General features: G+C 67.7%; 2 protein-coding genes and 3 pseudogenes. 4 read left to right on the plus strand and 1 reads right to left on the minus strand.

Annotated features, from left to right (window positions below; genetic code table 11):
* The 3 pseudogenes from AC1VAN_RS09500 to AC1VAN_RS09510 form a co-directional block, all read left to right on the plus strand.
* Nucleotides 1-348: pseudogene (locus tag AC1VAN_RS09500) on the plus strand (xylose isomerase); the annotation flags it as partial.
* A 47-nt stretch (nt 349-395) separates the two neighbouring features.
* A pseudogene (locus AC1VAN_RS09505) lies at nt 396-1,724 on the plus strand (sugar porter family MFS transporter); the annotation flags it as partial.
* Nucleotides 1,725-1,727: 3 nt separating this feature from the next.
* Nucleotides 1,728-4,196, plus strand: a pseudogene (locus AC1VAN_RS09510) (glycoside hydrolase family 3 N-terminal domain-containing protein); the annotation flags it as partial.
* Nucleotides 4,197-4,216: 20 nt separating this feature from the next.
* On the opposite strand, the gene AC1VAN_RS09515 reads toward AC1VAN_RS09510, so the two are convergent.
* Nucleotides 4,217-5,275, minus strand: coding sequence for a LacI family DNA-binding transcriptional regulator (locus AC1VAN_RS09515; RefSeq protein ID WP_480985699.1), 1,059 nt, complete (start codon nt 5,273-5,275; stop codon nt 4,217-4,219).
* A gap of 111 nt (nt 5,276-5,386) precedes the next feature.
* Between AC1VAN_RS09515 and AC1VAN_RS09520 the strand changes: the two genes are divergently transcribed.
* A partial coding sequence (locus tag AC1VAN_RS09520) for an alpha-glucuronidase family glycosyl hydrolase (RefSeq protein ID WP_480985700.1) occupies nt 5,387-7,063 on the plus strand: 1,677 nt, incomplete at its 3' end.

Below are 7,063 nucleotides of genomic sequence, written 5' to 3' on the forward strand. Positions count from 1 at the left end.
CTGGTGGTGCTGCGCCAGGGCGGTCTGGAAGGCGGCTTGAACTTCGACGCCAAGGTGCGCCGTGAATCGACCGACCTGGAAGATCTGTTCATTGCCCACGTCGGCGGCATGGATGCCTTCGCCCGCGGGCTGGAAGTGGCCCATGCGCTGCTGAACGACTCGCCGCTGGAGCAGTGGCGCAAGGAGCGTTACGCCAGCTTCGACAGTGGTGCCGGCAAGGACTTCGCGGGCGGCGCGCTGAGTCTCGCAGAGCTGGCTGCGCTGGGTGCCAAGGGCGGCGAGCCCAGGCAGATCAGCGGCAAGCAGGAGCGCTACGAGAACCTGATCAACCAGTACCTGCTGCGTTGAGCACAGCGGCTCGCATCGATGACACCGAACCGGGGAGGGGCACAGCAATGCAGCAGGCAATGAGCGGTGGAGAGAACACCCGGCTGATCGTATTGATCAGCGTGGTGGCGACGATTGGCGGATTCCTGTTCGGGTTCGACAGCGGCGTGATCAACGGCACCCAGGACGGCCTGCACCAGGCGTTCAGATCCGGCGAGTGGATGCAGGGGTTCGAGATCGCCTCGATGTTGCTGGGCTGCGCCGTGGGTGCCTTCAGCGCCGGCCGGCTGGCCGACCGTCTCGGCCGCCGCAACGTGCTGATCGTCTCGGCAGTGTTGTTCCTGCTGTCGGCGATCGGCGCTGGCGCCGCATCCTCCTCGGCGATGTTCATCGTCGCGCGGGTGTTGGGGGGCTTTGCGGTGGGGGCCGCCAGTGTCATCTCCCCGGCCTACATCGCCGAAGTCGCGCCGGCGCGCTACCGTGGCCGGCTCGCCACGGTCCAGCAGATCGCCATCATCAGCGGGCTGACCGTCGCGTTCCTGTCCAACTATCTGCTGGCGGCCACCGCCGGTGCGTCCACCGAGGCACTGTGGGGCGGGCACGCGGCGTGGCGCTGGATGTTCTGGATGCAGGCCGTGCCCTCGCTGCTGTTCCTGGCACTGCTGCTGACCATTCCGGAAAGCCCGCGCTACCTGATGGTGAAGCGCCGCAAGGACGAGGCGCTGCAGGTGCTTGCGCGGCTGTACGGCGGTGTCGAGGCGCAGGCGAAGCTTGCCGAGATCGACGCTTCGCTGTCGACCGACCACCATCGGCCGCGGCTGTCGGACCTGCGTAACAAGGCCACCGGCAGGATCCGCCCGATTGTCTGGGTCGGCATCGGCCTGGCCACCTTCCAGCAGCTGGTCGGCATCAACGTGGTGTTCTACTACGGTGCCGTGCTCTGGCAGGCCGTCGGCTTCTCCGAGAACGACGCGCTGCTGATCAATGTGCTGTCCGGTGCGCTCAGCATCGGCGCCTGCATCGTCACCGTGCTGCTGATCGATCGCATCGGGCGCAAGCCATTGCTGTGGGTTGGCTCGGCCGGCATGGCGGTGTCACTGGCACTGCTGGTGGCCGCATTCGCCAGCGGCTCGCTGGTCGATACGCACCTGCAGCTGCCTGCGGGCATGGGCACGCTGGCGCTGGTGGCGGCCAATGCCTATGTCGTGTTCTTCAACATCTCGTGGGGCCCGGTGATGTGGGTGATGCTGGGCGAGATGTTCCCCAATCAGATCCGCGGTTCGGGCCTGGCGGTGGCCGGTGCGGCGCAGTGGACCGCCAATTTCGCCGTCACCGTGACCTTCCCGATTCTGCTGGCCGCCACCGGGCTGGCAGCCACGTACAGCATCTATCTGGTGGAGAAAGCAGCTGCAACTGCAGCCGCGACGCCGGACCCGTGGCCGCAGGTCGCCTGGCCACTGGCCGAGGACCCCGCGCTGGAAAAGCGCATCACCGACCTGATGGCCACCATGACGGTGGAGGAAAAGGTCGGCCAGCTGGTGCAGGGAGATATCGCCAGCATCACGCCCGACGACGTGCGCCGCTATCGGTTGGGCTCGGTCCTGGCCGGTGGCAATTCAGATCCCGGTGGCCGTTACGATGCCGCGCCGGCCGAATGGCTGGCGCTGGCCGATGCGTTCTACGCGGCGTCGATGGACACCTCCAACGGCGGCAAAGCGATTCCGGTGCTGTTCGGCATTGATGCCGTGCACGGGCAGAGCAACATCATCGGCGCGACGCTGTTCCCGCACAACATCGGCCTGGGCGCGGCCCGCAACCCGGATATGCTGCGCCGGATCGGCGAGGTGACCGCGCTGGAGACCCGTGCGACCGGGATGGAGTGGGCGTTCGCACCAACCGTGGCGGTACCGCAGGACGACCGCTGGGGGCGCACCTATGAGGGCTATTCCGAATCGCCCGAGGTGGTGGCCAGCTATGCCGGTGCAATGGTCGAAGGGCTGCAGGGCAAAGTGGGTACGCCCGCGTTCCTCGATGGTCGTCATGTGATCGCCTCGGTGAAGCACTTCCTCGGCGACGGTGGCACTACCGATGGCAAGGACCAGGGGGATACCCGGATCAGCGAAGCGGACCTGGCGCGCTTCCACGCGGCCGGCTATCCGCCGGCGATCGCTGCAGGCGCGCAGACCGTCATGGCCTCCTTCAACAGCGTCAACGGCGAAAAAATGCATGGCCACAGGCAGTACCTGACCGATGCGTTGAAGGGCCGCATGCACTTCGGTGGGTTCGTGGTGGGCGACTGGAACGGCCACGGGCAGGTCAAGGGCTGCACGACCACCGATTGCCCGGCCACCATCAATGCGGGCCTGGACATGGCCATGGCCTCGGACAGCTGGAAGGGCTTCTACGAGACCACGCTGGCCGCCGTGAAGAACGGCACCATCAGCCAGCAACGGCTGGACGAGGCGGTGCGCCGGATCCTGCGCGTCAAGATGCGGCTGGGTCTGTTCGAGGCCGGCAAGCCGTCCACACGTGCGGTCGGCGGCCAGTTCGCCCTCATCGGCGCACCGGAACATCGTGCGCTGGCACGGCAGGCGGTGCGCGAATCGCTGGTACTGCTGAAGAACCAGAGGGGCGTGTTGCCACTGTCGCCCAAGCAACGGATCCTGGTGGCCGGTGACGGCGCCAACGACGTGGGCAAGCAGGCCGGCGGCTGGACGCTGAACTGGCAGGGCACCGGCACGACCCGCAAGGACTTCCCCAATGCGGACACGATCTACGAGGGCATCGCCCAGCAGGCGTCGGCCGCGGGTGGCGAGGCAGTGCTGGCGGTCGATGGGAAATATGTAACGAAGCCGGATGTGGCCGTGGTGGTATTCGGCGAGAGCCCGTATGCCGAGTTCCAGGGCGATCTGCCGACGCTGGCCTACAAGCCGGGGGACGATGCCGACCTTGACCTGATCAAGCGGCTGAAGGCCGACGGCATTCCGGTGGTGGCCGTGTTCCTGAGCGGACGCCCGCTGTGGGTCAACCGCGAGATCAACGCCGCTGATGCGTTCGTGGCGGCGTGGCTGCCCGGCTCGGAAGGTGCTGGCGTTGCCGACGTGCTGCTGCGCAGGCCTGATGGCAGCGTGCAGCACGATTTCAAGGGCAGGTTGAGCTTCAGCTGGCCGCGCACGGCGACGCAGTACGCCAACAATGTGGGGCAGAAGGATTACAACCCGCAGTTCGCCTTCGGCTTCGGCCTGTCCTACGCCGACAACGGCGATCTGGCGGCGCTGCCGGAAGTCTCCGGGGTAACCGGCAATGAAGGTGCCGCCGGCGTCTTCTTCGCGCGCGGCGAAGCCGGTTCAGGCATGGCTCTGCGCCTGCAGAACAGCACGGGGCAGGGCGTCACGGTCACCAAGGTGCCGGAGGCCCTGGAGGGCGATCTGCTCAAGGTCACCGGCGTGGACCACCTGGCACAGGAAGACGGCCGCCGCCTGGCCTGGTCGGGCAAGGCTGAGGCAGTTGCCGCGCTGCAGTCACACACGGCACTGGACCTGCAGCGCGAAAGCAACGGCGACCTGATGCTGCTGACCACGCTGCGGGTGGAGTCTGCACCCCGTGGCGAGGCCTGGTTGGCGGTGGGCTGCGGCACGGGCTGCTCGGCCCGCATTGCGCTCACGTCGACGCTGGCAAAACTGCCGGTGGGCCAATGGACGCGCGTGGGCGTGCCGCTGAAGTGCCTTGCAGCCGCAGGTGCGGACGTCGGCAAGCTGGATCGCCCGTGGTCGATCGGAACGGCGGGGGCGATGACACTGTCGGTGTCACGTGTCGCGCTGGGCGCCCTGAACGAGGCGGAGACCAGCATCGGGTGCGCAGGCGCGTGACCGTGACGCTTCGTCCTGCGCTATCGGGAACCGGGTGGGCGCGTGACCGAATCGCGCACCACCAGCCGGTGCGGCACCACGTGGTCGGTCAACACGCGCACGCCCTCGCTGCGGCGGCGGATGGTGCGCAGCAGGATCTCGATGGCGGCATCGGCCATCGAGGCGATGGGCTGATGGATGGTGGTGAGCTCGGGCCAGACCGTCGTGGCGGCGGAGCTGTCATCGAAGCCGACCACCGACAGGTCGCGGGGCACCTCCAGGCCACGCCGGTGCGCGACGGAGATCGCCGCCGCGCCCATATCGTCGTTGCTGGCCAGGATTGCGGTGGGCGGCCTGGGCTGGCACAGCAGTTTCTCGGCAGCGGCCAGCCCGGAGCGGTAGGTGTAGTCGCCCTGTTCGACCAGGGCGGGGTCGACCTCCAGCCCGGCGTCGTGCAGCGCGCTGACAAAGCCGTCATAGCGCCGCGCGCTGGCACTGAGGTCGGTGCGCCCGCAGATGAAGCCGATGCGGCGGTGGCCCTGCTGGATCAGGTGTTCAGCCAATTCCCTGCCGGCGTGGAAGTCATCGATGCGCACGCAGGAAATGTCATTGCCGAGGTGACCCGGCGCGATAGCCACCACCGGGATGCCGGCCTTGACCAGCTCGGTCACCACGGGCTTCGATTCGCACAGCGGCGGCGGCAGGATGACGCCGTCCACCCGCCCGGCCAGAGCACGCGCGGCCTTGCGCTGGGCCGCGGGGCCCGGCTCGTCCCAGTAGTCGATGACCAGCTGGATGGCAGCGTTGGACGCTACGCGCAGCAGGCCGACCAGCAGTTCGCGCAGGTAGGCACCGCTGGGGTCGGTGTAGATCAGTGCAATACGCGTGTGCTGCGCGGCGGCCAGCGAACTGGCGGCGAGGTTGGGCGTATAGCCCAGTTCACGCACTGCGCGCATCACGCGCTCGCGGGTGACGTCGCGCACCTTGCCCTGGTTGATCGCCCGCGACACCGTCATCGGCGACACTCCGGCCAGGGYCGCCACCTCGTCGATCGTCACGCCACTGGTTTTGCGGCGGACCGATTTCTTCGGCTTGTCCAATACGCGCTCCCGTTCTTCTCTGTGACGCTGCCGAAGCCCGCGCACGTCCGGAGCTTACAAGGTTTGCCGGCCGCCCAACGGTCCGGTCCGGATGGCGAGCGGTGTCATTGGATGTTCGCTGCCGTGCTGGCGCTGCTGGCGCTGCTGGCCTGCATGGGCGACGCGCGCGCAGAGGACGGCCATGCCCTGTGGATGCGCTACGTTCCGCTCGAACCGGCCCTCGCTGCCGACTACCGCACCCGCCTGGGGCAGGTGGTGGCCCCTGATCACACAGCCACGCAGCGCGCCGCGCGCGATGAACTGCAGCGTGGACTGGCCGGGCTGCTCGGCAGCGCTCCGCAGTTGGCGGGTACGGCAGCCACCGGCCCTATGCTGGTGCTGGGTACGCCGCAGTCTTCGGCGTTGATCGCGCCGTTGCGTGCGCAGATGCAGCCGCTGGGCGAGGAAGGCTACCTGCTCAAGCGCACACAGGTGGGCGGGCGCGATGCGCTGCTGGTCGCCGCACCGCGGGATATCGGCGTGCTGTACGGGGTGTTCCATCTGCTGCGGCTGCTGCAGACGGGCGCGGCACTGGACGCTCTCGATGTGCGTCAATCGCCACGGCTCCGGCTGCGCGTGCTCAATCACTGGGACAACCTGGATGGCCATGTCGAACGTGGCTACGCAGGCCGTTCACTGTGGGACTGGCAGACGTTGCCGGAGTGGCGCGACCCGCGCTACACCGACTATGCACGCGCCAACGCATCCGTAGGCATCAACGGCACCGTGCTCAACAACGTGAATGCAAACGCACAGAGTCTTGCGCCGGACTATCTCGACAAAGCGGCAACACTGGCCGATCTGTTCCGTCCGTACGGCATCCGTGTCTACCTGAGTGCACGCTTCAGCGCACCCATCGAGCTGGGCGGGCTCGACACCGCCGATCCGCTCGACCCGGCCGTGCAACGCTGGTGGCGCGACAAAGCCGAGCAGATCTACGCGCGCATTCCCGATTTCGGTGGCTTCCTGGTGAAGGCCAATTCGGAAGGGCAGCCCGGCCCGCAGGACTACGGCCGCTCGCACGCCGACGGCGCCAACCTGCTGGCGGATGCGCTGGCCGCGCACGGCGGCGTGGTGATGTGGCGCGCCTTCGTCTATGCGCACGACGTTCCTGCGGACCGCGCCACGCAGGCCTACAGCGAATTCGCCGGCCTGGATGGTGCGTTCCGCCCGAACGTGGTGCTGCAGGTGAAGAACGGGCCCATCGACTTCCAGCCGCGTGAGCCGTTCCATCCGCTGTTCGGAGCCATGCCGCGCACGCCGCTGGTAATGGAAGTGCAGATCACCAAGGAGTACCTGGGCTTTGCCACGCATCTGGTTTACCTGGGGCCGTTGTACGAGGAAGTGCTGCGGTCCGACACCCGCATACGCGGCAAGGGGGCCACCGTGGCGCAGTCCCTGGCCGGCATGGCCGGGGTCGCCAACATCGGCACCGACCGCACCTGGAGTGGATCGCACTTCGACCAGGCCAACTGGTACGCCTTCGGGCGCCTTGCGTGGGATCCGCGGCAATCGGCCCAGGACATCGCGGCGGACTGGGCGGCGCTGACGTTCTCGGCCGATCCCGGCGTGGTGCAGCCCATCGTCGGGATGATGATGGCCTCGCGCGAGGCTGCGGTGAACTACATGACGCCGCTGGGCCTGCACCATCTGATGGCGCGGGGGCACCACTATGGTCCCGGTCCATGGGTCGATGTCGGCCCGCGCGCGGACTGGACGTCGGTGTACTACCACCGTGCGGATCACAAC

It is taken from the genome of Stenotrophomonas sp. 05L44_2 (genome assembly GCF_056665995.1).